Below are 25402 nucleotides of genomic sequence, written 5' to 3'. Positions count from 1 at the left end.
TCTCTCACGATTCTCGCCCGTTCGTCGCTTCTCGCGACCAGGGCGCAACTTTCTTCTACGCTCATTTCGCACGACGCTGCGAGAGCTCTCGCACGTCCGAACCAAGGTGCACACGATGACGAAAGCCCTGAGCTCGACCCACGAGAAGATCGCCCGTTACGAACGTTGGCGGTTCCAGATCTTTGCGATCACCTGGATTGCCTACGCCGGTTTCTACTTCACCAGACAGGCGTTCTCCGTTGCCAAACTGGGGATTCTCGAAGACCCCGTGCTGTCCGTGACTCTCACCAAGTCCACCCTGGCCAATCTCGACGCTGTCTACCTGGCTGCGTACGCGGCCGGCCAATTCTTGTGGGGATCGGTCTCCGACCGGTACGGGCCGAGGATTGTCGTCCTCGGAGGTCTGGCCATCTCCGCTGTCGCGACTTTGTTCATGGGACTGCTTCCCGCGCTTGTGTTTCTGCTGCCGCTCATGATCGTTCAAGGCCTGTCGCAATCCACGGGATGGTCAGGAACCTTGAAGAACATGTCGCAGTTCTTCTCCATCTCCGAACGCGGCCGCGTCCTGGGCTTGTGGAGTACCAACTACGCATTCGGTGGCCTCGTCGCCGCGCCCGTGCTGGGGTGGTTCGCATACAGTCTCTTCGACAGCTGGCGGGCGGCGTTCACGACAGGTGCGCTTATCGTGGCCGCGGTCTTCGTTCTCGTGTTGGTGTTCCAACGAAACAGTCCGACAGATGTGGGGCTGCCACCGATCGAGGACTATCACCCCAGTGCGGACATTGCCCCACTCGAGGCCGAATCCGCTGTTGCCGAACCGACCCGGTCCGTTCGTGAAACCTTCGCCGTGGTGATCAAGGACCGTATGGTGATGACGCTCGGCGCGGCCTACTTCCTGCTCAAACCCGCTCGCTACGCAATCCTGTTGTGGGGTCCGGTCATCGTCGCCGAACGGCTGCAGGGTGCGGACAACTTCGTCGCCATCACCGTACCCATCGCATTCGGCATCGCAGGCGTGCTCGCGCCCATCCTGATCGGCAGGATCTCCGACAAGGTGTTCAAAGCACGACGTATACCTGCGTGCGTACTGAGTCTCGTTGCCCTGACAATGGTCCTGGCACTGTTCACACCACTGACCGCAGCGGGGAACGTCTGGATCATGGTGGCCGTTCTCGCAGTCATCGGATTGACCATCTACGGTGCCGACGCCATGATCTCGTGTGTGTCCGCGGTGGATTTCGGAACTTCGAAACATGCTGGAGCAGCCGCAGGCATCGTCAACGGTTGTGGATCCATCGGTGCGATCTTCGGTGGGCTCCTGCCCGGCTACCTCGACACGACAACACTGTTCTACGGCTTCGCCGGCGCAGCGTTCCTGGCGATGCTGCTCCTGCTGCCGCACTGGAATCGCATGCCTGCCGCCGACTGAGCGGCTCGGTCAGCTACCGGAGTTGTCGGGAGCGATCATCCGCGGGTCGACGGTCCGTGAGTTGACGATGCTGAATACCACTTGATCCGACCGATAGCGATCGTCCGCGTATTCGAACGCGATCCCGTACTGGTCACGCGAGGTCCGACGCTCTCGGAGCAACGGACTACCCTCGGCGATCCCGAGGCTGTCGGCATCGACCGAATCGGCCGAGACAGCGTCGAGCACATGTGACATCGACTCGAAACGCACTCCCCGACCGGTGAGGTAATCGGTGATCGAGCCCGAGTCGGTCTCGAATTCGAACAGCAGTGAGCCGACGGCGTCGACGAAGACGCTTCTCTCGATCATCGTCGGTTCGCCGTCCAGGTACCGAACACGCACCACCTCGACGACGAAATCGTCGGGCTCGATTCCGAGCGCCGTGACGGCCGATGGAGATGCCCGACGACGCGACACTTCCAGGGTTTTGCTTCCCGCCTCGCGCCCCGTTCTCCTGGCCCATTGGGAGAACGGGGTGAAGGTGTCCAGGGTCTGCGCCGCATCGTTGCTCCGCACCACTGCGGGGCGGCCTTGCGACAGTTGCACGAGGCCTTCGGCCGACAACGACGCCAGTGCCTGACGGACCGGGCCTCGTGAGACCTCGTACTGGGCGCACAGTGCACTCTCGCTCGGCAAGGAATCTCCGACAGCGTATTCACCGTTGGTGATGGCCGAACGGAGTTGCCGAGCAACGAACTCGTGCCTTGCCTCGGCCACGTCCGATCACCTCCCACCATGCTTTGATCCGATCCTCATCGTAATCCGCGCCCAGGCACGCACCGGTAACCACACCGTGGCCGTCGACGTCGGGCGCTTCGTGCGCTTGTTTCGCCGTGCGAGAGGGCAGGTGTGGTGCAGACTTCGTACCGGGTCGGTGAAGTGAAGGAGGGTACGCATCGTGGCCGAGTCACGTCGAGAATTCACTGGCCTGGGGCCGCGCGTATCCGACATCGATGCCCACACCGCCTCGATCGGGATCACTCGTTTTCGGATCGCGGACGGGCTCCTCGAATGGGACGCCCGTGCCACCGACATCTTCGCTGCGGGAGCCGATCCTCGGCCCCCGATCGACATCTGGCGCGATCGGGTGCACCCCGACGATGCCCAATTACTGGTCGATCTGTACGGCGACGCCAGCGAGAACATCGGTGCCGAGTGCATCTACCGGATCGTTCTGCCCGGCGGAAGTATCGGGCACGTCCTGACCCGCAGCGTGTCCATCGAGTACACCCCCGACGGCACTCCGGAGGTCCTGACCGGCGTGGTGTCGAGAGTTCACCCGCACGAACCCACCCAACAGCTCAGCGCCGCGTTGGACAGTGTGTCCCTCGGTTTCGCCATCTTCGACACCGACCTGATCATCCGGTACGTGAACGCGCAGACAGAGCACCACCTCGGTGCCCATCGGTCCGAGTTGCTCGGCCGACATCTCCACGAGGCACTCCCCACCACGAAGGGCTCGTACTTCGACGACCTTCACCGTGACGCAGTCCGAACACGAGGAGAAATCAGGATCGAAGTGCCCTCGCTCTTCATTCCCGGCACGATCGTGGAGGTCACGGCCAATTACGTCGACGGAGTCGTCGCCGTCAGCTTCCGGGACATCACCGCCGTGACCGTCACGATGGACCACCTGCTCGGCGCTTACCGAGAGTTGCTGAGCGCGTCTCGACTGGACGACCTCACCGGTGTCCTCAACAGGGCCGCACTGTTCGAGCGGATCGATCGCATCAGCACCGAGATCGGCGCCCCCGCAGCCGTCCTGTTCATCGACGTCGACGACTTCAAGACGATCAACGACACACACGGCCACCTCATCGGCGACCAGGTGCTACGGATCACCGCCGCCCGACTCTCCGAGCAGTGTGGCACCAACATCGTCCTGGGCCGAATAGGCGGCGACGAATTCGTCGCCGCTTTGTTCCCGGACACGGAACTCGGCAGCCCCGTCGACCCGGCCGACATCGCGGACTGCCTTCGCATCGCAGCGCGGGCACCGATTCAGCTCATGAAGTGCACCATCAACATCGAACTGAGCATCGGCATCGCCCGCAACACCGGCCTCTCCACTCTCGAAGACCTGCTCACCCGAGCGGACATCGCGCTGTACGAAGCCAAAGCCGGAATACGCCACATAGACCGGCAGTGAATGCTCGCGCTCATCGAGCGGCCGGCTGTCCCGAATGCGCGTATCTTCGAGATCGCCGAGGGTGCCGAAAGAACCCGCTCGGCGGCAACGCACGACTCGGTGCAACCCGTTGGAGGAGCTGTGGGCAAGAAACCGGCTGCACGGTCCCTGTACCGTGATGGCGCCGGGAGCGTCGCGCTGATTGCAGGCATCGTTGCAGTCGTCTGCGCGTTCGTCCCCTTCATCGGCGACTATCTCGCGATCCCCGCGGGCCTGGTAGCCGTCGTGTGCGGATGGGTCGGCCTCAGCCGCGCCGTCGACGGAACGGCCACCAATGGGCGCGAGGCAATGATCGGCGCCGCACTCGGCGGAACGGCGTTGTTCGTGGTGTTCCTGATGTTCGCCGCCTCGTACATGTAACCGTTCCGCCAGCGCGGAGCCCTCTGCGCACTCGGCGCCGGCTAGAACGCTGCGAGATTCTCGCGAAAGGTCGGCTTCGAATAACCGTCTCGGATCGCACCGCGGCGCCGGAGAGCCGGCGCGAGCCCGTCGCTGATCTCGGAGATCACCTTGCGAGTGACCGGAGACGCGATGAGGAATCCGTCGCCGCCCACGTAGTCCATCGCCTCGTCCATTTGTGCTGCAACGGATTCGGTGGTGCCCACGAGTTCGATGGACTCCACGGTCGGGTAGTTGGCGATGATCTCGCGTAATGTCTTGCCTGACTTTGCCATGTCCTCGAGGGTGCTCTTGTGCCCGTTGTACTTCGTCAGATCCGGTACAGGCGCGTCGATGTCGAATTGTGAGAAGTCGGTGCTCGAAAGGTAGGACATCGCAGCCAATACTCCGTCGATGTTGTTCTTCTGGACCTCGCGCATTCTGTCCCGTTTGACTGCCGCTTCTTGGTCGGTGTCGGCCATGATCGGGCTGACCAGAAACAGCACCTTGACATCGTCCGGTTTGCGTCCGTACTCGAGCAACCTCTTGCTGATGTCCTCGCGATACTCGCGCATCGCATCGAGTCCGCGCACGTTGGCAATGATCGTGTCGGCATGCTTGGCTCCGAACGCGCGACCTGCAGGCGAGCCGCCCGCCTGACAGATGACCGGACGCCCTTGCGGTCCACGTGGGACGTTGAGGGGACCGCGGGAGGCGTAATATTTCCCTTCGAACCCCACCTTGTGAATCTTCTCGTGGTCAGCGAAGACGCCGGATTCGGCATCGAGAACCAGGGCGTCCTCCTCCCACGAGTCCCACAGCTGAGACACGACGTCGATCCATTCGTCGGCCATCTCGTACCGCAGGCCGTGTTCGATCTGCTTCGGCAAGCCGTAGTTCTGGGCAGCACCGTCAGCACTTGCCGTCACCAGATTGATGCCGATCCTGCCCTTGGTCACATGATCGAGCGTTGCCATCAAGCGAGCAGCGAGAAAAGGCGGATAGAAGGTCGTTGCGACGGTGGCGATAATTCCGATTCGCTCGGTTGCCTGGGCCATCAGAGGTACGAGCGGCATCGGATCGAATCGGACGGTGGTGCCGCGACGCACCGAACTTTCGAACGTTCCGCGATACACGTCCGACAGAACGGAGGAGTCCTCCAGCATGATGTAGTCGAAGCCCGCCCGTTCGAGACTGCGCGCCGCGTCGACGAACAGATCCGGCCGCCCGACGTCGGCAGGTACATTGCCGGACCATGGCTGATTCCAGCCGTAGACACCGAATCCGGTTGTGAAGAACCACCCGAGATGCATCATGCGCCTAACGCCGACGGACAGCTCATGTGCGGCCGACCTTCATCGCGCGTCGAGCGGCCGGGTGCAGCCGGCTGCCGAGCGTCCGATGGAACTCGTCCGCCCTTGCCGGGTCTGCGCGCTTCACTTCCCGCAACGCAGTTCCGAGCGCGGTGTGGACGAACACTTCCGGGTCGTCGATCAGGGTTTCCAGAATGCGCAATGGATCGTCGAGTTCGCCGTTTCGGATCAGCCAGTAACAGGCGACGATCGACGTCCGCCGTTCCCACAGGTTGGCCGAGTCGGCGAGGACGTACAGAGGCGCCTTCGGCCTGTCGAGCAGATACTGTCCGACCACGCGCGGCGCAGCTCGATCCACCAGATCCCATGTATCGATGTGCGCGTGCTCGTCCAGGTACAGCTCGTACAAGTCCGTCCGCTCGGTATCGGCCGCACTGCCTTTCCGTGCACGTGCGTCGAGAATGCTGACCCCGACCATGCGAACCTCGAACCAGTTGGACTGCACGAGTTCTCGGACCGTGCCCAAGTCCAGCCGCCAGTTCGCCTTCGCCAGACCGAAGACCGATCCCATGCGAACCCCGATGATCTGGTTCCGATCGACACGACGGGCAATCAGATCCACCTGGTCCGGACTCGACAGAGCACGAAGCTCCTGTTCGATCCTCTCCACGTCACCCATTACATTCACTCCCTACAGCGTGCAGCCACTTGTTCCGTGCTGGTACCGACCGGCACCGACGGCAGAACTCGTCGGTGAACGAGGAGGATCGTCGTCGCGTGGGATTCTGACTCACAGCCAGCCGGCGTCCTGCGCTATGCGGATGGCGTCGAGTCGGTTGCGAGCGCCCAATTTGGCGACCGAATTGGAGATGTAGTTACGAACGGTTGCGGGTGAGAGATGCAGCTGAGCGCCGATGTCGGCAGTGGTGCCGCCACCCGATGCAGCGCGGAGTACGTCGGACTCGCGCTCGGTGAGAGGGCTCTGCCCTGTGGCGAGGGCCGCAGACACCATGGTCGGGTCGAGTACGCGTTCACCGGCATGAACCCGACGGATGGCTGACGCAAGTTCGTGTGCGGGCGCATCCTTGGGGACGAATCCCCGCACCTGAAGTTCGAGTGCCCGCAGCAAGTGACTCGGTTGGGCCAGGCCGGTCAGTATCAATACGCGGCAGTCGGGAACCACATGACGAAGTTCGCCCGCCGCTGTCAACCCGTCGATTCCGGGAAGTTCGATGTCGAGGACAGCGACGTCCGGCGTCGTTCTGCCTGCAGCCTCGACGATGCCGTCACCACGGTCGAGCTCGGCAACTATCTCGATGTCGTCTTCCAGACCGAGCAACGCAATGAGAGCACCGCGAATCATGTGCTGATCCTCGGCCAGGAGCACTCGAATCATGATGCACTCGAATCGGACTCGACGGGTAGTTCGACGGCCGGGTGCGACTCGGTCGGTGGAATGAGGACCCGCAGCGAGAACTCCCCTGTGTCGAACGACGTCTGGACGGCACCGTGGTGTGCGCCGACCCGTTCGGCGAGGCCCGCCAGACCGGATCCACGACTCCCGGTCAGTCCACCGAGACCTGCGGCCCCATCGTTCGTCATCGTCAACGCGACGCGATGCCCTTCGGTCGCCAGGCGAATCGTCACGACACCGGCGTACGAGTGCCGCAGGACGTTGGTGGCGCCCTCTCGGACAGCCCATCCCAGCAGGGCGTCGGCGTCGGATCCGATTTCGACCGGGAGGTCGGTGTCCACCCGCGTCTCGATGCCGGAGCCTTCGAGGAGCTTGACGGCACCGAAGAGTTCGTCCCTGAGCGTCACAGCGCGGTCTCCTGCAGCTACCCGAGCGAGATCGTCGGTGAGCGACGAGGAGAGCATCGCGATCTCCGCGATCTCCCGCCTGGCTGCGTCGCGGTCTCGGCCCAAGAGGGCCAGTGCGAGATCACCTTTGAGGGAGATGGCCGACAGTGTCTGACCGAGCGAGTCGTGGAGGTCGCGGGACACCCGGTGATTCTCCTGTTCGATCGCACGTGCCGCCAGCGTGGCGCGGTCTCGGCTGAGCACGCCGACGACGGGCACCATCGATGCTGCGGCATAGATTCCGCCTGCACCGACAGCCGTCACCAGAGGGAAGTACGCAAAGAACCAGACCATCTCGATGACCGGCAGTCCGTACACGACCGTCGCCATGAGGATCCACCCCACCACCATCGATGTCCCGAGTACGACGACGGCGACGGTTCGAGCGTGTCCGCGAAGCGAATACGCCGCAGCCGGCAGGACGAGCCACAATCCCAGGCTGGCGTCGCCCGGATCGACGCCGACCGCGAAGATCGAGACCAGTAGAACCGCCACCAGCACGACGAATCGCACTTCAGCCGAACGGGAGTGCCGTTCGGCCGCTGCGTCGAACGCCGCCCACGATCCGAGTACGACAGTCACCGCCGTCGTCGCCAGCCACGGACCTGTAATCGTCGGAGACACGGGCGCGTTCTGAAAGAGGCCGGCAGGCACGCTCAGAAGGAAAATGTTCACCGGTAGCAGGACGAGACCGAGAAGCGTCATTGCCTGCCGCCGCGTGGATGCGACGTCCTCGAGGGGCGACACCGGGATCGGCGCCGCGGCGTGGGGTGAGATCCCGCGCAGAAGCTGCCCGGCTGCCTGGAGTTGCTCGTGGTCGTTCCGGCCGCGGTAGCCTGCCACGACCTCCCGCGTACGCTCGAGCAACTCGCGGGACCGTCGACTGATGTCGGTGATCTCCACGGCAGGAACAGCGGACGGCGTCGCCATGGAGGCGTCGACGCGATGTGCCTGCGTCGCCAGTTCCGTCATCGGTCCGGTGAGCACGTCTCGAAGATGATGTTCGACGCGATCCCGTTGGTCCAGAACCGCAGTTTCCTCCAGTACGTCACGTGTACTGGACAGTTCGTGCAACATCGCGGCGAACGCGATGATCACCAACTGCGCCGTTGCCCTGAACATCAGGGCAATTGCGACGTAGAGCCAGTTTCCCACCTGGGCCGACTCCGGCCCGAGTGACCAGACCTCTGCACCGACCCCCGCGAGAATCGCAGCGCCCGCAGCAATGTACGACCACGGCGGGCGAAGCACCAGAAAGCAGGACACGACCAACGACGCGAGGCTGAAGGCATACACGGTGCCGAGTGCTGCAGTCGCCGCCAGCGCGACCGACGCCATCACGACCAGAGTCCACCGCCCATGGGGTGCGGAAGTACCCCGCAGTGCCGCCACGACGTGCCGAAGGTGCAGCGGTAGCACTATCGCCGTCGCTACTGCCGCGATCCACAGGCTCCGCGGGCCGAGTAGCGCGGCGACGCGAGTGAGTTCCGCGAGCGGCAACGCGGTGGCAACCACGAGCGCACCGACGCGTGCACGCCGCTCCCATTGCTCCGTTGTGATCACCGAACCATTGTCGAGTATCGGCATCACATTGTGGCAGTGACGGTTGTCATCGGTTCGGAAATCGACACGACCGATGACATTCGTCATGCACGAGCGGTGACATCGGAGTCTGCCGAACTCTCCGCCCGTCGAGCAGGCTGATTCCCGTACAACCACCCACTACGACGAAGGACGATTCGATGCCTCAGTACCTGCTCTCCCTTCCACACGACGCAGCCGATGCTCCTACCCTCGAGACGATGGATCCCGCCGAAGCCGAAGCCGCGATGGCGGCCGCCGGGTCGTTCATCGAAGAGCTGATGACGACGGGTGCGTTCGTTTTCGCCGGTGGGCTTCACCCGCCCGCAACGGCAGTAACCGTCGATCACCGAGGGGACCGACGCGATCGCACAGCGGGCCCCTACGTGACAGCGCCCGAGTATCTGGGCGGGTTCTGGGTCATCGAGGCTGCAGACGAGGACATTGCCGTCGACTGGGCAGGCAAGGCGTCCCACGCGCTCGACAGTCGCGTCGAAGTGCGGGCGCTGCAGGAAGAACCGGCCGAACCGGAGGCCGGCGCGGCCTGAGGGCCACCCTTGGCGTAATCAGATATGTCGATCGCCGGCCATGCCGCGGTGCATGACCCGGTTCCCGACGACGCCGGTGTGATCGGCTTTGTGCATGACGCATCGGTTGTCCCAGATGACGACGTCGTCAGGGGACCAGGAATGGCGCAGGACGTTGTCCTCACGGGTCGAGTGGTCGACGAGGCGCCTGATGAGGTGCGACGCTTCGTCGGCCGTCGACCCGGACACGGCAGTACAACGCGCGGGAGCGGTGAGGTACAGCGCTGTGCGACCTGTCACCGGGTGCCTCAGAACCAGTGGATGCTCGGCTGATCCTTCGATGCCGTCGAGTCCGGTGACGGTGTGGGTGACGGTCGCGTGTTCGACGAGTTTCTTGTCCTCGGCGGCGAGTGTGTCGTAGGCGCGATACTGGTTGCTGAACAGTGTCTGCCCACCGTCCCTCGGTACTTCGACCGCTCGAAGAGCGGTGTACGCCGGTGGGACGGGGATGTAGGTGGTGTCGACGTGAAAGGTCGATTTCGGCGGGGTTGTCCGCCCGACGTTGGTGATGACATTGAGGTCCGGGTATCCCTCGACGGGCGTCTCGCCTTCGGTGAACATCAAGTCCCCGAGGCTTTCGAGGAAGGCCGCGAATTCGTCGTTCCCGACATGCTGGCCCGGCAGTACGGCGGCGCCGTGCTCGGCGAGCAGGTGCCGTAGAGCATCGACGTCCGAGGGGCCGAGTGGGCCGACCGCAACGTCGGTGACGCGCACTCCCAGAGGGTGCAGAACTTCACTGTTCACGATCGGACCCTTTCTCTGTCGAGTTCGCGCAGCGACAGCTCGAACAGTTCGGTCACCGAGATCCCTGCTTCGCGAGCCATGACCGCAACGACGCTGCCCGGCGAGTAGGAGCAATACAGCCCGGCTTCCAGAAACCAGGGATTGCCGTCGGGATCGATGCGGAAATCGAACAATCCGTAGTGTCGACAACCGAGAGCGCGATAGGCGACACGGGCAGCCGCCCATACCTTTTCCGTGATCGGGTCGTCGACGTCGACGATCCAGGCCTTGCTCGAATCCTTGGCGACCAGGTACAGGTCACCCTCGTCGGTGCGGTTCAGCTTGTCCGCGGAACTTCGAATCGGGTTCGACTCACCGACTGCGTACTCCTCCAGCGCCAGACACATCAATTCACCGTCACGAGAGAGGATTCCACAGCGGACCTCCCGGCCGAGCGGAACGTACGTTTCCACCAGAGCACCGTCCGAGTGACCCAGCGCAGCACGAACGGCATCATCGAGACCTCCGGCATCCCTGACCAACTCGACACCTACCGAGTTGTCGGCGTCCACCGGTTTGACGACCACCGGGAACGGCACCGTGGTGCTTCCGGCCGATCGGAGGACTTCACCGCGCGGTACCGCAACGCCTGCCGCCTCCACGATCGCTCGCGCGACGTCCTTGTCCGCGGTCATGGCCATTGTCTCCGGTCGATTGCCGAGAACCGGGATGGACAGCAAGTCGAACATCGCTCGGTAGCTGGTCATTCCGGGTCGGCAGAACATCTGTGGAACGACGACGTCGATGCCTGCTGTGTTCACCCACTCCATTGTTTGCCCGACGGTCCTCACCTGGGCCTGATTCAGCGCGTCGAGACGATCGACGATCTGCCAGTGACCGCCCGGTGTCACGACGGCGATGTGAACGCGGTAGTCGGGATTACCGTCGATCGCGTTCAGAAATCCCTTAGCGTAGACCGTGGAGAGATCGACGTGGAACTGGTCGACGGGCGAGCCCGCCAGTACGAGCACAGTCGTCGGCATCAGTCTCCTCCCTGCTCGACGAGTTTTCCGATGTTGAAGTCGATTCGAGACCAACTGCGCCCGGACACTGCATTCTTCACCAGCAGGACCGGAATCTGTAGGTGGTGAACGAGCAAGTACGGGAGTGGATCCCACCGCGCGAAGATGGCGTCTGTCCCCTCCACGATGATGCGAAGCCGGTGCCGACGATTCGGCTCGGTCAGCAATCGCCACACCTCGTGGTAGGTCCAGAACGTCGGCTTGGATTCGCGCGTCGGAAGCACTGCCGACTCGACTCGTCCCAGATATCCCTGGGCCAGCAAGTCCTGGTCGTAGAACATCGTGATCGCGGAGTGCGTGCGCGGGTTGCACTCGATCGCGTACACCCGGCCGTCCGCGGCCTGGATGAAATCGAAGGACAGCTGCCCGGTGACACCGAGTTCGCCGACGAAAGTCTCGACCCAGGACCGGATGTCGGGCACGTCGACCATTTCGTAATTCACCTGGAACGCGGATGATGTGCAGCACGCGTACACGGTGAGATTCCCGTCGCGGGCGGTGCCGTGGGTGCAGTACTCCTGTCCCGAGATGAATTCCTGCAGGATCCACGCGTTGCTCTCGGAGATGTCCAGGGTGCGTGCGAATTCGATGTTTCGCTGCGGTGTCGCGCTCGACAGACGCGTCAAATCCATTCTGCCGACGGGGTTGTACGCGATCTGTTTCAGGATGTATTCGCGCCCGGGAGGAAAGTCGAACGAGGCGATGTCGTCGACCGACGTGATGCGCCTCCAATCCGGCACCGACAGACCCATAGACGCGGCTGCCTCCGAGAAGGTGGATTTGTCGTCCAACATGCGCACAGTCTCGGGGTCGGCGTGCACCACCTCGCAGAGATCGCCGAGCAGCGCCGCAGCATCGGCGTCCGGCACGCTGGAGGCAGGGCTCGCGACCGGGACGAAGACGTCGACTTGCTCACGAAGCACCACATCTCGCAGGGCGCGCGCATACCCGGGGTCCGTCGGTTCGGGAACACAGTGGAACGCGTCCACCGCGCGCGAGAACCGGTGGCCGGTGAACCGATACTTCGACGACTCGACGAGGACCACACGATGGCCCGCGCGGTGGAAAGCGCGCGCCAAGCTCAGAGCCTTGGTCATTTTTCCACCGCTCACCATGACCGTGCGTCCCGACGTCGGGGCGGCGACGCGACGCTGATCGAGCAGCGCGAACGCCACGACGATCAGATCGATGGGGAGGGTGACCGTCAGCGCACCGAGTGCACCGACCGTGCGAGCCAAGGCTCTGAACTGCATGGTGGGCTAAGCCTCCACTCGTCGTATCAACGTGACACCGTCGCGTAGCGGAAGGAGAACCTGCTCGACGCGCGAATCCTCGGTCACGAAGGTGTTGAACGCGTCGACGGCGTCGCCGTTGACGGTCCGGTGCGCCGGGTCCGCATAGGGAGTGCCCTGAAGCAGCGTGTTGTCGACTGCGATCACCGCCCCCGGTGCCAGTAGATCGGTGTCCAGAAGACGACGGTAGTACTCGAGGTATCCGGTCTTGTCCGCGTCGATGAACACCAGGTCGAACTGAGCCGACTCTGCTGCAAGTCTGCCGAGGGTGTCCAGTGCCGGCCCTACCTCGACCGATATCCGGTGACCGACCGGCGACGACGAAAAGCACTCACGTGCGAAGTCCGCAACGAACCGGTCGACCTCGCACGCGACCACCGTGCCGCCGTCGGGCAACGCCTCCGCCATGGCCAGCGCGGAGTATCCGGTGAACATACCGATCTCCAGGACCCGTCGAGCGCCGGTCGTGTGCACCAGGAACTTGAGCACCTGACCTTCGACGTGCCCGGACAGCATCTCCTGCTCCAACGGACCGGATCCGGACACCACTGTCCGGGAATCCCAGTCCATTCCCTGCGTACGCCGGGAAAGGTCCTGGAGAGCGGGCGATTCGGGAGTGGTGTGCGTGTCGAGGTACGGATCGAGACCGTCTGCCAGGTCCCGGGCGCGACGCAACCGCTGTGCGAAGTCCTCGCCGGTCTCTCCGCTGTCGTAGGCCTCGACGAGTTCGCGCAGCTCCCTGCCCAGGATCGTCGTCGGTGTCACCGGTCGAGAGGTACGCAGAACCCCATCAGTCATCGGAACCACCGGTGAACATGGCGATTCCCTCTCCCCCACGGTCGAAATCGAGGCAGACCTTCTTGTGCAAGGCCAAGGCGTCCGCCAGCTCGTCGGTGGTCAGGTCGTTGAGGAATCGACACGAACCGATGGGATCGGGAACCGCGGCGCGCAGGATGCCGTCCCTGGTCTTCAGGATCGACGCGGTGGCCGCGGTCAGCAGCTCGGGCGTCAGATGATCGCTGTCCAACGCCAGACCAAGCCGGTTCATGACGCCCAGGATGCGATCTCTGTCGGCCGTCGAGATCAGACCTCGTTGCTCGGCGACGGTGGTGGACAACGCCATGTCGATGTTGATCGCGTGCCCGTGGAAGAAGGGCTGGGGAGGCGTCAGTTCGAGCGTCGGGCTCCAGGTGTGGCCGAAGGCGATGACACGGTCCAGTTCGATCTCGTGCAGGTTGGGCGCCTCGAGCTCGAGCATCGTCTCGATCGCCTGGTAGGTCAGGCGATGTGCGATGTCGCGCATCTCCGGCGTACCGCCCGAGTGCCCGAACTTCGTTGCCAACAATTCGGGTCCGTGCTCGTCGAGCATGTCGAAGATGGTCTGGTTGCCGACCACCGAGATCTTGATCAATTCCGCCATGCCGTTGCGGATCTGGTCCTCGGGCAAGGTCGCGAGGAACGAGAAGTCCAGCAAAACCTTCTGCGACGCATGGTAAGCGCCGAGGCGATTCTTGTGCTTGTTGTAGTTGACGGCGACCTTGATGGACACGCTCGCGTCGATCAGGCCGATCAGCGTGGTGGGTATGCGGATGTACGGGGTGTTGCGTCGATAACTGGCGCACGCGAACCCGGCAACGTCGGTGGTGAGGCCACCTCCGACCACGAGCACGGGTTCGGTGCGGACCAGTCCGAACGCATCGAATTCGCCCACGATGCGCTCGAAGGTCTCGAGCGACTTGGCGGTCTCGGCAATGGTGACCGGTACGACGGTCAGCGCGATGCCGTGGTGATCGAAATACGCCTGGGCGCGGTCGCCGTACAGCGAACGAACAGCCTCGTCCATAACCATCAGGCACCGACCGTACGGCTGATAGCTCTCGGCCAGTTCGGTATTGGCGACATCGAAGACGCCGTCGACGTACACCAGATCGTATTCGATCCGCTCGTACCCTTCGACGTGAAACGCCCGGTCGGATGCCGTCACGCTAGCTTGCATGTTGCTCATCGGGATGTCCTTTCGTTCTCGCGTCGAACGTTCACGCGCCGCCCTTGGCCCACTGAGCGAGCTGGTCGGGTTCGAGCCGATCGACAGTCTTCAACGCTGCCGAGAAGTCTCCGCCGACGGTGTTCGCATTCGGGAAAGCGACGCATCGGACGGACGCCGCCGTCGCCGACTCGACTCCACCGACGTTGTCCTCTATGGCAATACAATCGTCTGCCTTCTCGCCGAGGCCGTCGATGGCGAACCGGTACACCTCGGGGTCGGGCTTGACCTCGGACACGGAGGTTTTGTCCACGACGATGTCGAAGGACTCGGTGCCGAGTTTCTCGAATGCATTCAGCAGCGCACTGACATTTTCCGTGGATGTGGTCGTGACGAGGCCGAGCTTGTACCCGTGCTCTCGCGCGCCGGCTACGGTGTCGAGGACGCCTGGGCGGGGCTCGATACCTTCGGTTGCCAGAAGACGTTGAAAGATATCGGATTTGGTTGCGTGGACGGCGTCGGAATCGACTTGCTCCCCACGAGACGAGGCGAACTGGGCGATCCGTCCGGCGCCGCCGTTACTCGTCAGCATCGCCGAGTAGTCCTCGCGCGACCAGTTCCAATCCAGGTCGTGCGACGCGAACGCCTCGTTGAATGCTCGGCGCTGAAGTTCCGACGTGTCGGCCAGCGTGCTGATGGACCCGAAAAGAACTGCAGTCATGTAGGACTCCTAGCGAGATGTCATGTGCCGTAGTCGGTCTCGTTTCCCGTATTCGCACGGGGCGTTCGGATGAAGCCGGCATCGGACTTGTATCGATCGCCGACCAACTTCGTTCTTCCCCACCAACTGTGTCGACGCGGCATGTCGGACTCGTCTCTACGTATGTAACAGATGTATAACGAAAAATAACGGAACGATAACGCCCATTGAAGCTGGGCATACGAAAGTCCGCGGCGGGTTGCCGCGATGATGTGGTCGCGCAGTACGCGGCCAGGCTCAGGATGAATGAGTTTCGGCGTGGCGAGCCGAGATATCAGCCGGCTTCGACAGCAGCGAGCGCGTCCTCGCGCGTCGAGTGAATGGCCATCACGGACCCCAGCCCGAGCAGTTCGAGAGGGCGACGAGTGGCGGTGCCGTCGGCGACCACGGTAATGGTGGTGAGCTCGCCCATTCGGTCGTGCGCTGCCGCCAGGACGGTCATCGCGCTCGATCCGAGAAATCCCACGCCGGTGAGATCGACGATCAGTGCTGCCGGTGTGGGCGTCAGCGCGGAGTCGATCTCCGACGCGAAGGACGGTGCGGTACCCAGGTCGATGTCGCCGGTGACGGCGACGACGACGGCGTTGCCGACGACCTCGCGTCCGATGTCGAAGCGAGCTGTGCTGTCTCGAGCGGGCACGTGTACTCCCTTGTGGCGATGAAGCGTGTCGGGTCTGAGGATGCGGGCACCGGGCTAGACCACGCGCGAACAAGCCTACAAGGAGGTGCCGACATCTACGTCCGAGTGGCGGCGATCGCCGCGAACGCTGCGGGGCGGTCGGCGACTGTCGTGATCACCCGATCCAGGCCACTGAGCAGGATGGGTCGCTGCACAACCGCATGTGGGGCTACCAATACGCCCATGGCGCCGGACGGTAACGAATCGACGGTACGAACCAGCACGCTGACTCCGCTCGAGGACAGAAAATGCACGCCGGTGAGATCGATCACGAGTCCGTGCACCGCCTGCGCAGCGACCGAATAGGCGCGGTCCGCCAACATCGGCGCACCGACAAGATCCAGCTCGCCCGTGACGGCGAGCACCGTGACACCGTCCTGCTCGGACGATTCGACGGCCAATGCCTCGCCCGCAGGCTCGTTCACCATGACTCGACGCTACGCGTAGCGAGTTTCTGCACACGCTCTTCGGATTGCACGCACGCTCGATGCGTCGAATGCCGACTTTCGGGTAACCGGGCGTCATGGCTTCTTTACGAACATCTCCGTCCGGCCCCGTGTGATTGTCGAACCACCCGAGCCGACCTCGGCTCGGTGGACCCACAGTGACCCCGCGACCGCCGACCTCGCCGCCCAGCTGCGGCGTAATCTCCATGAATGGCTCGACGCGCGACATCTCTCCGATATCGCCCCTGACGTGGTGCTCGCGTCGTACGAGGTGATGGCCAACAGCGTCGAACATGCTTACCGCGACTTGTCGTCACCTGGCCCGCTCACACTCACCGCCGTGCACGAGGCCTCCGCGCTCACGGTGACGGTGTCCGATACCGGTTCCTGGAAGCCCGCCGAGCCGACCCCGCATCGCGGGCGCGGGCTGGAACTCGCCGACGCGATCACCGATCACGTTGCCGTCGATCACGGATCCGGCACTTCGACCACTCTGACCTGGAACCTCGACCGCTCCCAGCGATGACGCCTTGCCAGTCGGCTGCTGTCACACACGCCGATCTGATAGAACAAATGTGTGAACGCGTATCGAATTCGTGCGCTCGGCACCAGCGGGCCCAGCCAGTGCTGTCAGTACAGAAGTGACTTTCTGTGATGCCCGCAGACACGCTGCGCTTTCTGGATACCGCCCCGGCAGGCTACCTGGCGATACGGGCGAGCAGCCAGTGCGTCGTATACGCCAATGCGACGGTGTGCCGGACGATCGGCCGAGCACCGTCCGACGTCGTCGGGCGCCGCGTTCACGATCTTTTCGCGGACTCCAGTGCAGATACCGTGACGGCCCTGCTCACCGCGAGCCCTGACGCCGACACCGAGACTCCCATCGGCGCCACCGCGGACTTGGTCACGGGTCCGGATTCGGTCCTGTCGATGTTGGTCATGGCCAATCGAGACATCCAGGATGACGACAGCACCATCAGATTCACTCTGCACAGTGCGACCTCGCACCGAATTCGAGAACAGACCCTCATCGAGGCCCGCGACGGGGCGCTCACCGCACAGGCCACCACCGCCGACGCGTTGACACGGTCGCAGGACGCGCTCGAAGCTGCTGAGGACGCGCGCAAGGTCGCCGAGGCCGAACGCACGCAGATACAGATTCTCGCGACGACCCTGCAGCGCACCCTTCTTCCTCCGGTGTTGAGTTCCCCGCCAGGAACCGACGTCGCGGCCTACTATCACCACGCGGTCATCGAGGAAGTCGGCGGCGACTTCTACGACGTCTTTCCCCTCGACGAGTCCACGTGGGGATTCTTCCTCGGAGACGTGAGCGGCAAAGGCCCAGGAGCGGCAGCGGTGACGTCGTTGACTCGCTACACGCTCCGGGCGGCGGCTGTGTTCGACCGCGACCCGATCACTGTTCTTCAAAATCTCAACACCGTTCTGTACCACGAGTTTCGCGGGGACGACCCACGCTTCTGCACAGTGCTTTTCGGCACCATCACCCCAGCAGTCGACGAAAAGACGACAACCATCCGGCTCGCGAGCGGCGGTCACCCCCCGGCATTGCACCTGCGGGCCGACGGCAGTGCCGAGTACATCGACACCATCGGTGGCCAACTCGTCGGAGCACTTCGAACCGCACAATTCAGGGCCGCCGACGTAATCCTGGAAGCTGGAGACGTGCTTCTGCTCTACACCGACGGTCTCACCGAGGCGCACGTCGGACCGGGGAAGGCGCGCTACGACGACGCCGGAGCACTCGAAACGTTCGCGAACGACGCGGCCCCGACAACCGCGGCGAGAATCGTCGACGATTTGATCGGCCTGTTGAACAGCTTCGGGTCCGGGCTTCAGGACGACGTTGCGGTCCTCGCTCTCGGCGCGCCCTGAGAACGGCGGATCAGCTCACCGCGCCGGGTCCTCGTCCAGGATTGCGGCAACGCGGATTTCCACACGCATTCCGTAGGCTCCCAAGGCCTGCACACCGATTTCGGTCCAGATCGGTGCACGGTCGCCCATACGTCGACGCATCTGCTCCACCATCACCCGTCCGTGGGTCTCGCCGATGTATCCCGCAACCTCGGGCACGTGGAAAGAGTCGACCGACACGACGTCGCGCCACGTGGCACCTGCCTGCTGCAATGTGCGTTCGACGTTGTCGAATGCCGCGACGATCTCTTCCTCGAGATCGGAAGGGAAGTTGAACTCGTCGTCCCACCCGCCCTGCCCGGAGATCTCGACGCGGTTGCCGATACGAACGGCCTGGTTGTAGTGCATGTTCGTCAGCTGAGTGTCTCCGTAACCCGGGGTGGCGAAGAACTGAGGTGTAGTCACGATTCGACCTTTCGCGTGTGTATTGACTTCAATCTTGAAGTCAATTTCCACAGTGCATCACTTCATGCTTGAAGTCAAATGGCCGACGGGGCCCGATCGGTATGGTGAGCGGATGGCGCAGATGGAGATTTCGGGTGAGAGCGACGGCAAGCAGTCGCTGTGGCTCACCGCGTCGGAAAAGGAAGCATGGACCGGCCTTGTCTCGCTCGTCCTGCTGATGCCCGGACGGCTCGAGGCACCACTCCAGCAGGAGGCGGGCTTGACTCTCTTCGATTACCTGACCCTCAGCCACATCTCCGAGGCGCAGGATCGGCGAATTCGAATGAGCGAACTCGCGTATCTGGCAAACGGATCGTTGTCACGCTTGTCCAACGTGGTCAAGCGATTCGAGCACAAAGGGTGGGTCGAACGCTCACCCGACCCCGAAGACGGTCGTTACACCACGGCCGCACTGACCCAGAAAGGCTACGACGTCGTCGTCGCCGCAGCCCCGACACACGTCGCTGCCGTTCGACAGTTCGTGCTGGACCCACTGACAGACGAGGATCAGCAAGCCCTGGCACGCATTTCGGAAAAACTGAAAATCAGGCCCGAGGACTTGGCCTGACGAGCCACCCTTCCAAGATCGGTGAATTCGGAAGGTGTCAACAATCGACGCGGTCGTAACACAACGAAATCGCCCCCGTGTCGCCGACGGCGTGGTCGGTCAGCCGCCACCGACTGCGCGACACGTCGCCGAGGTCGAGGAATCGCCGCCCTCCTCCCACCAGCTCGGGCATCAACGACACGACGAGTCGGTCCAGTTCACCTGCGTCGAGCAGCTCGTGAATGATGCTGATGCTCGCCAAGATCAGTATGTCACCGCTAGGTTCGGAGCGTAGCTCTCGTACGACGTCGACCGGGCTGCATTCTCGCCGTTCGGTGTTGGTCCAATCCGCATTCGCGTCCGTGTGCGAGAACAAGATCTTCCGAACACCGTTGAGCCACGTGGAAAATGCTCGGTCCCGGTCGTCGGCGTCCGGGTCTTCGGCAACGGCTGGCCACACCGACCTGAAACCGTCGTAATTGGTGCGCCCGACAAGAACTGCGTCGGCCCCGGAAACGGTATCGACCAAAGATTCCCGAATGGCGTCGCTGAACGCGTGGGGTATTACCCACTCCATATCGTCGTTACCCCCGGGGCCGGTGATTCGTCCATCCAGAGTCAGGGAGACGTTGGCTATCGTGCGTCGCATTGCGTTCATACTGTTCCTCCGTCCACGGTGACATTCTCGTGAGTTCCGACTTCGAACCAGCACGGAATTCGTCGGTACCGACGTTTCAGGAGCAATCCCGAGCCACCGCCGGGTACAGCGGTGGATTCAGACGCGCGAATCCGTCCTGCCGGTAGTACGGGAAATAGGGGTACGGCGCGTCGGTGTCGGAGACGTTGTCGAGCAACTCGCGATGCGGAGCACTCAGCGACCATCCGGCAGCTCCGAGGTTCTCGTTGAGTTGTTCCCGGTTGCGCGCGCCGATGATCACGCTGGAGACACTGTGCCGATCGCTCAGCCAGTTCAGGGCTACTTGCGCAACGGTTTTGGCGGTGTCGTGAGCAACGCGATCCAGCGCGTCGACGACGCGGTAGAGGCGCTCGTCGTCGACCGGCGGCCCGGCAGAGGCGGTGGCGTGCAGCCTGCTGGACGACGGGAGCGGGACACCACGGCGGACACGTCCGGTCATTCGACCCCACCCCAATGGGCTCCATACGATCGCCCCGACTCGCTCTTCGACCGCGAGCGGCATCAGTTCCCACTCGTAGTCCCGACCGATCAGCGAGTAGTACACCTGGTGAGCCACCGGCCGTGCAGCTCCACGCTCGTCGGCGGTCGACAGCATCTTCATCAGCTGCCATCCCGAGAAGTTCGACACCCCCGTGTACAGAATCTTGCCGCTCCGGACCAGCTCGTCGAGTACGTCGACGACTTCCTCCATCGGCGTCGAGGCGTCGTAGGCGTGGAGCTGGAACAGGTCGATCCGATCGGTTCCCAGTCGGCGTAGCGCCGATTCCACCGCCTGAACGAGTCGCCGACGCGAGGTGCCGTAATCGCCGGCACCGTCCCCGGTCGGGAGCGCTGCCTTGGTGGAGATCACGACCTTGTCCCGTCGTCCACGAAGCGCGGCACCGAGAACCTCCTCGGATGCACCGTCCGAGTAGACGTCCGCGGTGTCGAACAGGTTCACGCCGGCGTCGAGGCACTGATCGATCAGTGCACGGGCGGCGTCGACGCCGGTAGTCCCCCACGCTCCGAAGAAATCACCGCGTCCGCCGAACGTGGCGGCGCCGAAACCGTACTCGGACACCACCAAATCGGAGCTTCCAACTCGTCGATACCTCATATCGAACCTTTCTAACGGGACTGTATTTCCGTTAAGACCATACAACGGTTCGCAACAAAACGGAACTGCAGTACCGTTAGTGGCTGCAATGCCGTACGATCGGGCACCATGACCGTTGCGACGAAAGGCAAACCCGCAACCGCGACAGCGCGCCCGGGCGGCCGCACCGCCCTTGTGCGCCGCGCAGTGCTCGCAGCCACCGAGGATGCGCTGATCGAGTACGGGTTCGCCGGTGTCGAGCTCCCCGCCGTCGCCGACGCCGCAAAGGTAGGCAAGACGACGGTGTATCGACGATGGGGATCTCCGCAAGCGTTGGTATCGGACCTTCTCGACGACATGGCTGCTCGATCGGTCGGTGCAACGCGGACAGGCGATTTCACTGCCGACCTGTCGGCAAACGCCGAACTGGTCGTGAAAACCCTGACCGATCACCGCACCGGCAGACTCTTCTCCGCGCTCATCGCCGCCTCGACGCACGACGCGGACACTAAGCGAGCATTGGCGGATTTCTATCGAACGCGCGTGTCGGAGTGGGCGGCAGCAGTCACCGACGCCGTCGAACGTGGCGACCTGCCTTCCGACACCGACGCCGACGAAGTCGTTCGATATCTGTCGGCACCGCTGTACTACCAATTCATGACCACCACGAAGCCACTCGATGCAGCAGACGCCGACCGAGCAGTGCGAGCAACAGCAGCAGCGGCACGCGCGGGCGTATTCGGCGGACGAGAACAGGACACCCGTGGAGACTCCTGACGGCACGTTGCCGCAACCCGAGACAGTCGTCGTGGATGGAGTCTCGATCGCGACGTACGTGCTCGAACCGCCGACAGAAGCCGTCGGCGATGTGGTCATCTGCCATGGGACGCCGTGGTCTGCAGCAGTATGGGCACGCGTCGCCCACCACCTGAGCCCGGATCATCGGGTTCACCTCTGGGACATGCCGGGCTACGGCCGGTCCAGAACCCTGGACGCGGCAGTCGATCTCCACACCCAGATGTCGAGATTGGCTCGGCTGCTGTCACTGTGGGGAGTGAACCGTCCGCACGTCATCGCTCACGACATCGGCGGCGCGGTCGCACTCGGCGCACATGTACTGCATGGCGTCGACTATGCATCGTTGTTTCTGTGGGACATCGTCACACTGGACCCCTGGGGGTCGCCATTCTTCAAGCTCGTCGCCGAGCACACCGACGTGTTCGGCACGCTTCCCGCACCATTGCACGCTGCGCTCGTGCGCGAATACATCGCCGGTGCTGTCCGGCGGCCGCTGAGTTCCGAGTGGCTCGACACCCTGACCGGGCCCTGGCTCGGGGAGGTCGGACAGCCCGGGTTCTACCGACAGATCGCCGCCCTGCGCCCCGACCACACCCAGCCCTTGGTCCGCAAACTGGCGGAAGTTCGCTGTCGGACTCGAATCGGTTGGGGCACCGATGATCCCTGGATACCGGTGGAGCAAGCAACCCGGCTTCGGCAATCGCTACCGGGAGAACCGGCCGTGATCACACTCGACGGCGTCGGACACCTGGCGCCGATCGAGTCCTCGGCCGACGTATGCAGGGCCGTCGACGATTGGATCCGTTGATGATCGGGTCCGTCGACGTATGTGCGTGCTACCCGGCGTTGCCCGCCGCGACGGCTTCAGCCGCACGAGCCTTGGCGAAGTTGGCGATGCTCTGGGCGTAGTGCGGGGTCTCGAGTTCGCAGTGCTGCCCCGACGCCTTCTGCCGCGCTGCTGCGGCGTCTTCGAAGGTCTGTCCGCTCGAAGTGATGAACTCGAGGAATTCCTCGGTGGGGTGCGAGGTGACCGTGTTGATGTAGCGCAGATTGTCGCCGTCGAGTTGTTCGATGCCGAGCTCCCAGATCACCTGAGTGGTGGTCCATCCGGCTGCCGAGAAGACGTCGGAGATCGAGACCATCTTGCAGTAGTGCCTGCTGGCGACCTCGAAACGGTACTGCTGGATGACGAGACCGGTGCCGATCATCTCGACATTGATCGACATCGGGGTGCCGTCGTCGTCGACGGTGTAACCGGCGGCCTTGTGATCCCCGGGTGCGCAGCGCTGATACTCATGCGTGGGAAGGGTTTTGAGCCACTGCTCGATATCGACGAAGTCGAGCGGCGCAGTGACGTCGGCGGTGACCACTGCATGCGAGAGTTGAAGATCGGGACGAGGAGTTGCGCTCATGGTGTTCTTCTTTCGAGTTGAGCCGGTCATCCGGCGACTTGTTCGACAAGAAGAACTCTGGTGCACGTCGGAGGCGAAAACATTGAAGGTCTCGTTACTCGTCCACTACCGGCTGCCCGGTATCTCGTTCCTCGGGCCTCCCGAACGCTTCTCGGGTGACCGTTTGAGCCGGTACATCGTCCGATCCGCGTCGCTGAGCAGACGATCGCTGTCCGGTTCGGCAATCCAGCTGAAACCGACGCTGACACTGACATCGACTTCGCCGGATGGCAGATGGTAGGCACCACGGAGAAGCTGGTCGACTCGTTCAGCGAGTGCCGCGACGTCGTCGTGGGTGTCCGCGCTGAGAACCACGACGACGAACTCGTCACCGCCGACTCTGCACGCAACGTCCGACGCACGCACGTTGTCCTGCAGACGATGTGCGAGTTCGATCAGGACGCGGTCACCCGCAGTGTGACCGAGAGTGTCGTTGATGAGCTTGAAGTCGTCCACATCGATGTAGAGGATTCCGATCGACCCCTCCTGCGCTGTCTGCGCCGCGGCGTCGTTCAGCACGGACATCAAGTGCCGGCGATTCCCCAGTCCGGTGAGCTCGTCGGTGACGGCTTGCCGTGCCAAGTTCCACTCGGCAGCCTTTCGAGCTGTGATGTCCTGAATTTGCGCAATGATGACGTCTCCGCTTCCGGTGTCGCGAACGATCGTCGCATTGCGCTGTACCCAGATGACCGTTCCGTCCTTACGGATGTACCGCTTCTCGGAGGCGACTTGCACTGCCGTGCCGCTGACCAGAGCGGATAGGTCTGCATCGGCGGACGCGAGATCGTCTGGATGCGTGATGTCTCGAAAAGACCTGGCGTACAGCTCGTCCGAACTGTATCCGGTCAGTTCGCACAGTGCTCTGTTCACTTGCAACCATCGACCCTCAACATTTACCACTGCTTTACCGATCGGGGCGTTCTCCATCGAGATTCGAAACATGCGTACTGCCTCGTCGCGTTCTCTCTCCGCTCTCACGCGCCCACTCACATCGACCACCAGCGCGGTGAACCCGCGAACTTCACCGTCGACGTAGTCCGGGACATACGTTGCTTGCGTCGTACGTTCGTTGCCGGCGACGTCGATCAACGTTCGCTCGAACTGCTGCACCACACCGGCCAGGGCCCCGGTGATGTACGGCAAGTTCAGCGCGTAGACGGCCGAGCCGAGCACGTTCTCGATGTGCATTCCACGCATTTCTTCCGGAGTGATTCCGAAGAATTCGGTATAGACGCGGTTGGCGAAGATGTTACGAAGATCGAGGTCCCAACAGCCGATCATCGACGGCAGACGATCGACGGCGCGCAGCACGATGCCTTCGACGTCTCCCGCCGGTTCAGCATCGCGACTGTGAACATCAGCCACTGTCAACCTCGTCAGTAATATCAGCGCCCCTCCCGTGACGCTACCGGAACAGGTGCATGATTCCGTCCGGCTACCCTCTTTCAGATCTGAAAAGTGTCACCGAACACCGCACGCATCCCGTGCTCGATCACCGGGCGAGTGCGAACACCTCCTGATGGTCGACGTCGCGGCGGGTGCCGTCGTGGAGTAACTCGACATAGAACGCCTCGTAGTTACGAGGATCGGCGCCACTGTCCCCGGTCGATCGGCGTTCGAACACCCGAGCTTGTGGCCATCGGCCGAGTACCGATGATCGCAGCCCGCTTCCCTCGGGTGCTGTGCCCCCGGATGGGCCGTATTCCCCGACGATCACGGTGACCACCACACCTCGTCGGGTCACGGTGGTGACCGGAAATACGACAGCCGACGCACTGTCGGGTAAAGCGAGCGTGATGGAGTCGGTGTCGAGGTGGCCAGGTTCGTTCCCCTCCCCCTTCGTCGTCGACTCGTCCTGCGCAGGTTCCTCAGCCTTCACCCCATCCCGGGTACGGCCCCGACCCGCTCTGAAGGTCAGGGCGGCCGACACCAGCGCAGCCACTGCGGCTCCGCCCGCGATGGCACCCCAGCCCGTCCTTCCCGCGGCCGATACGGTCAGGGATAGGCCGACAGCAGCGACGCCCGTCAGCAGAAGCGTCTCGGCTGCAGCATCTTTCAGAAATTCGACTCCCGTGCGCCGAACAGTGTCGCGAGTATCCACGTGTGCCTCCCTC

General features: G+C 63.2%; 28 protein-coding genes. 9 read left to right on the top strand and 19 right to left on the bottom strand.

The features are described 5' to 3' along the window. The first annotated feature begins 115 nt into the window (after positions 1–115). Positions 116–1429, top strand: a complete 1314-nt coding sequence (locus tag CH289_RS03510) for an MFS transporter (RefSeq protein WP_020111261.1) — start codon at positions 116–118, stop codon at positions 1427–1429. A gap of 9 nt (positions 1430–1438) precedes the next feature. Here the strand turns inward: CH289_RS03510 and CH289_RS03505 are convergent, their stop codons facing one another. Beyond that, complete coding sequence (locus CH289_RS03505) at positions 1439–2188, bottom strand: GntR family transcriptional regulator (RefSeq protein WP_019663396.1); 750 nt, start codon at positions 2186–2188, stop codon at positions 1439–1441. A 181-nt stretch (positions 2189–2369) separates the two neighbouring features. Here CH289_RS03505 and CH289_RS03500 point away from each other — a divergent pair, with 181 nt between their 5' ends. Further along, positions 2370–3620 carry a GGDEF domain-containing protein gene (locus tag CH289_RS03500; RefSeq protein ID WP_094727265.1) on the top strand — a complete coding sequence of 417 codons (1251 nt, stop codon included), beginning with the start codon at positions 2370–2372 and terminating at the stop codon, positions 3618–3620. After that, positions 3621–4019 carry a hypothetical protein gene (locus CH289_RS03495; protein WP_020111262.1) on the top strand — a complete coding sequence of 133 codons (399 nt, stop codon included), beginning with the start codon at positions 3621–3623 and terminating at the stop codon, positions 4017–4019. Between the two features lie 41 nt (positions 4020–4060). Here the strand turns inward: CH289_RS03495 and CH289_RS03490 are convergent, their stop codons facing one another. The 4 genes from CH289_RS03490 to CH289_RS03475 all read right to left on the bottom strand — a co-directional run bounded on the left by CH289_RS03490 (position 4061) and on the right by CH289_RS03475 (position 8773). Then, a complete protein-coding gene (locus tag CH289_RS03490) occupies positions 4061–5353 on the bottom strand; it encodes an NtaA/DmoA family FMN-dependent monooxygenase (RefSeq protein ID WP_019663393.1) in 1293 nt (430 codons plus the stop codon). Positions 5354–5375: 22 nt separating this feature from the next. After that, the gene (locus tag CH289_RS03485; protein ID WP_019663392.1) at positions 5376–6029 is read right to left on the bottom strand and encodes a DNA alkylation repair protein; all 654 of its coding nucleotides are present in this window, start codon (positions 6027–6029) and stop codon (positions 5376–5378) included. A 111-nt stretch (positions 6030–6140) separates the two neighbouring features. Further along, entirely contained in the window at positions 6141–6746 is a 606-nt protein-coding gene (locus CH289_RS03480; protein ID WP_019663391.1) for a response regulator transcription factor, read from the bottom strand. Then, a complete protein-coding gene (locus CH289_RS03475) occupies positions 6743–8773 on the bottom strand; it encodes a histidine kinase (protein WP_256976977.1) in 2031 nt (676 codons plus the stop codon). The genes CH289_RS03480 and CH289_RS03475 overlap by 4 nt, the downstream gene beginning before the upstream one ends. A gap of 179 nt (positions 8774–8952) precedes the next feature. On the opposite strand from CH289_RS03475, the gene CH289_RS03470 reads away from it, so the two are divergent. Beyond that, positions 8953–9339, top strand: a complete 387-nt coding sequence (locus CH289_RS03470) for a YciI family protein (protein ID WP_019663389.1) — start codon at positions 8953–8955, stop codon at positions 9337–9339. An 18-nt stretch (positions 9340–9357) separates the two neighbouring features. Here CH289_RS03470 and CH289_RS03465 read toward each other — a convergent pair whose 3' ends face one another. The 8 genes from CH289_RS03465 to CH289_RS03430 form a co-directional block, all read right to left on the bottom strand. Next, positions 9358–10122: a TauD/TfdA dioxygenase family protein gene (locus tag CH289_RS03465; protein ID WP_094727263.1), complete on the bottom strand. Its 765-nt coding sequence runs from the start codon at positions 10120–10122 to the stop codon at positions 9358–9360. After that, the gene (locus CH289_RS03460; protein WP_094712697.1) at positions 10119–11144 is read right to left on the bottom strand and encodes a D-alanine--D-alanine ligase family protein; all 1026 of its coding nucleotides are present in this window, start codon (positions 11142–11144) and stop codon (positions 10119–10121) included. The genes CH289_RS03465 and CH289_RS03460 overlap by 4 nt, the downstream gene beginning before the upstream one ends. Continuing rightward, positions 11144–12436 carry an ATP-grasp domain-containing protein gene (locus CH289_RS03455; RefSeq protein ID WP_020111280.1) on the bottom strand — a complete coding sequence of 431 codons (1293 nt, stop codon included), beginning with the start codon at positions 12434–12436 and terminating at the stop codon, positions 11144–11146. The genes CH289_RS03460 and CH289_RS03455 overlap by 1 nt, the downstream gene beginning before the upstream one ends. Before the next feature lie 6 nt (positions 12437–12442). After that, complete coding sequence (locus CH289_RS03450; RefSeq protein WP_026347484.1) at positions 12443–13273, bottom strand: O-methyltransferase; 831 nt, start codon at positions 13271–13273, stop codon at positions 12443–12445. Then, entirely contained in the window at positions 13266–14480 is a 1215-nt protein-coding gene (locus CH289_RS03445) for a sedoheptulose 7-phosphate cyclase (protein ID WP_094712698.1), read from the bottom strand. Before CH289_RS03445 ends, CH289_RS03450 begins: the two co-directional genes overlap by 8 nt. A 31-nt stretch (positions 14481–14511) precedes the next feature. After that, positions 14512–15180, bottom strand: a complete 669-nt coding sequence (locus CH289_RS03440) for an HAD family hydrolase (RefSeq protein WP_094727261.1) — start codon at positions 15178–15180, stop codon at positions 14512–14514. A 313-nt stretch (positions 15181–15493) separates the two neighbouring features. Beyond that, positions 15494–15859 carry an STAS domain-containing protein gene (locus CH289_RS03435; protein WP_019663382.1) on the bottom strand — a complete coding sequence of 122 codons (366 nt, stop codon included), beginning with the start codon at positions 15857–15859 and terminating at the stop codon, positions 15494–15496. Between the two features lie 95 nt (positions 15860–15954). Continuing rightward, positions 15955–16326 (bottom strand): STAS domain-containing protein, encoded by a 372-nt coding sequence (locus CH289_RS03430; RefSeq protein WP_019663381.1) that lies wholly within the window; start codon positions 16324–16326, stop codon positions 15955–15957. A 130-nt stretch (positions 16327–16456) separates the two neighbouring features. Here CH289_RS03430 and CH289_RS03425 point away from each other — a divergent pair, with 130 nt between their 5' ends. Both CH289_RS03425 and CH289_RS03420 read left to right on the top strand, forming a co-directional pair. Beyond that, positions 16457–16870: an ATP-binding protein gene (locus CH289_RS03425; RefSeq protein ID WP_020111282.1), complete on the top strand. Its 414-nt coding sequence runs from the start codon at positions 16457–16459 to the stop codon at positions 16868–16870. Between the two features lie 128 nt (positions 16871–16998). Further along, on the top strand, positions 16999–18237 hold the full coding sequence (locus CH289_RS03420; protein ID WP_143545033.1) for a PP2C family protein-serine/threonine phosphatase: 1239 nt from the start codon (positions 16999–17001) through the stop codon (positions 18235–18237). A gap of 15 nt (positions 18238–18252) precedes the next feature. On the opposite strand, the gene CH289_RS03415 is transcribed toward CH289_RS03420, so the two are convergent. Then, on the bottom strand, positions 18253–18681 hold the full coding sequence (locus tag CH289_RS03415) for a Rid family hydrolase (protein WP_020111284.1): 429 nt from the start codon (positions 18679–18681) through the stop codon (positions 18253–18255). A 112-nt stretch (positions 18682–18793) separates the two neighbouring features. Here CH289_RS03415 and CH289_RS03410 point away from each other — a divergent pair, with 112 nt between their 5' ends. After that, the gene (locus CH289_RS03410; protein ID WP_020111285.1) at positions 18794–19288 is read left to right on the top strand and encodes a MarR family winged helix-turn-helix transcriptional regulator; all 495 of its coding nucleotides are present in this window, start codon (positions 18794–18796) and stop codon (positions 19286–19288) included. A 37-nt stretch (positions 19289–19325) separates the two neighbouring features. Here the strand turns inward: CH289_RS03410 and CH289_RS03405 are convergent, their stop codons facing one another. Together CH289_RS03405 and CH289_RS03400 are read right to left on the bottom strand one after the other, a co-directional pair. Beyond that, positions 19326–19925, bottom strand: a complete 600-nt coding sequence (locus CH289_RS03405) for a dihydrofolate reductase family protein (protein WP_027498718.1) — start codon at positions 19923–19925, stop codon at positions 19326–19328. Between the two features lie 76 nt (positions 19926–20001). After that, the gene (locus CH289_RS03400) at positions 20002–21060 is read right to left on the bottom strand and encodes an aldo/keto reductase (RefSeq protein ID WP_027498719.1); all 1059 of its coding nucleotides are present in this window, start codon (positions 21058–21060) and stop codon (positions 20002–20004) included. Between the two features lie 108 nt (positions 21061–21168). Between CH289_RS03400 and CH289_RS03395 the strand changes: the two genes are divergently transcribed. Both CH289_RS03395 and CH289_RS03390 read left to right on the top strand, forming a co-directional pair. Continuing rightward, positions 21169–21816, top strand: coding sequence for a TetR-like C-terminal domain-containing protein (locus CH289_RS03395; RefSeq protein WP_037157862.1), 648 nt, complete (start codon positions 21169–21171; stop codon positions 21814–21816). Beyond that, entirely contained in the window at positions 21803–22645 is an 843-nt protein-coding gene (locus tag CH289_RS03390) for an alpha/beta fold hydrolase (protein ID WP_094727259.1), read from the top strand. Before CH289_RS03395 ends, CH289_RS03390 begins: the two co-directional genes overlap by 14 nt. A gap of 28 nt (positions 22646–22673) precedes the next feature. Here the strand turns inward: CH289_RS03390 and CH289_RS03385 are convergent, their stop codons facing one another. From CH289_RS03385 to CH289_RS28160, 3 genes are all read right to left on the bottom strand, one after another. Continuing rightward, positions 22674–23249: a hypothetical protein gene (locus CH289_RS03385; protein ID WP_026347480.1), complete on the bottom strand. Its 576-nt coding sequence runs from the start codon at positions 23247–23249 to the stop codon at positions 22674–22676. 105 nt (positions 23250–23354) lie between these two features. Further along, positions 23355–24653, bottom strand: coding sequence for a sensor domain-containing protein (locus tag CH289_RS03380; protein ID WP_094727255.1), 1299 nt, complete (start codon positions 24651–24653; stop codon positions 23355–23357). A 127-nt stretch (positions 24654–24780) separates the two neighbouring features. Beyond that, positions 24781–25389 (bottom strand): hypothetical protein, encoded by a 609-nt coding sequence (locus CH289_RS28160; protein WP_037157854.1) that lies wholly within the window; start codon positions 25387–25389, stop codon positions 24781–24783. Between the last annotated feature and the right edge of the window lie 13 nt (positions 25390–25402).

The sequence above is a fragment of the Rhodococcus sp. RS1C4 genome, from assembly GCF_002258225.1.
GTDB lineage: Bacteria > Actinomycetota > Actinomycetes > Mycobacteriales > Mycobacteriaceae > Rhodococcoides > Rhodococcoides fascians_E.
Note: the sequence above shows the minus strand (reverse complement) of the source record. Positions and strands in the feature narration are given on the sequence as shown.